General features: G+C 55.1%; 1 protein-coding gene. It reads right to left on the bottom strand.

Going from position 1 to position 780, the window contains the following annotated elements; translation table 11 throughout:
- Positions 1–209 precede the first annotated feature (209 nt).
- Positions 210–587, bottom strand: a complete 378-nt coding sequence (locus tag AC1DWI_RS25130; protein WP_477668249.1) for a hypothetical protein — start codon at positions 585–587, stop codon at positions 210–212.
- Positions 588–780 lie beyond the last annotated feature (193 nt).

The following is a 780-nucleotide window of genomic DNA, read 5'->3' as shown; positions in this document are numbered from 1 at the left end:
GCTGCGGTGAATGCGGCAAGAAATGCGACGGTTCCGAGGCTGCCTAAAAACCACATGATAGTAAAACGCTTCAGGCCGACTGAGGCTGCCATGATTTTGCGTTGCCTAACGTCCGCGCTGACCCGGCGCACAACCCGCGCGGCGCAGCCGCAACCTGCAGTTATGTTTCCGTGTCGAGCGACATGTAAGGCCCACGCCCACGGTTTTCATCAACTCTCCTTCCTCGAACGCCAGGTACGCAAGGAAATTGGCTCACCACTCACTGGATCCATGACCATCACCGAGTTGCGCGCCGCATCAACATAGAAGATGTGCCACATCTCAAAACGTTCTGGGCGATTCGCGTACACCGAGACAGACCAATAACACCGACCGCGCAAGAGCACCTGCTTGTCCCACGACATGCCGTAGGTCACTGGAAATTCGTGTGACCGTGACCAAACTTTCAATTCCGGAAGGCTTCCAACCACTTCTGTCGCCCGCAAGTAGCCGGAAGAGTTTTCGGTCTTTGCCTTGCAAGCTGGCGCCGCGGTGGCCGCCCCAGCAAGTGCCAGGTTCAACAGGAGTGCGATGTAAATACGCATCACTACTGAGCTTTAACGTTGGCACTCAGCGGGCGCCGAAGGCGATCCGATGGAACAACCAGTTAAAAAGCCTTTCACTTGTACACCAACCAAAAGGGAAATGCGGCCATACAGAAAACCATGGCAATTGAAAAGACAGTTGGCCTGAAATCGGGGCTGCAGAACGCAACGTAGCCTACAAAAAGCGGCACTGGCC

The sequence above is a fragment of the Polaromonas sp. P3_C2 genome (assembly GCF_056402675.1).
This window is presented reverse-complemented; position numbering and strand designations above follow the sequence as displayed.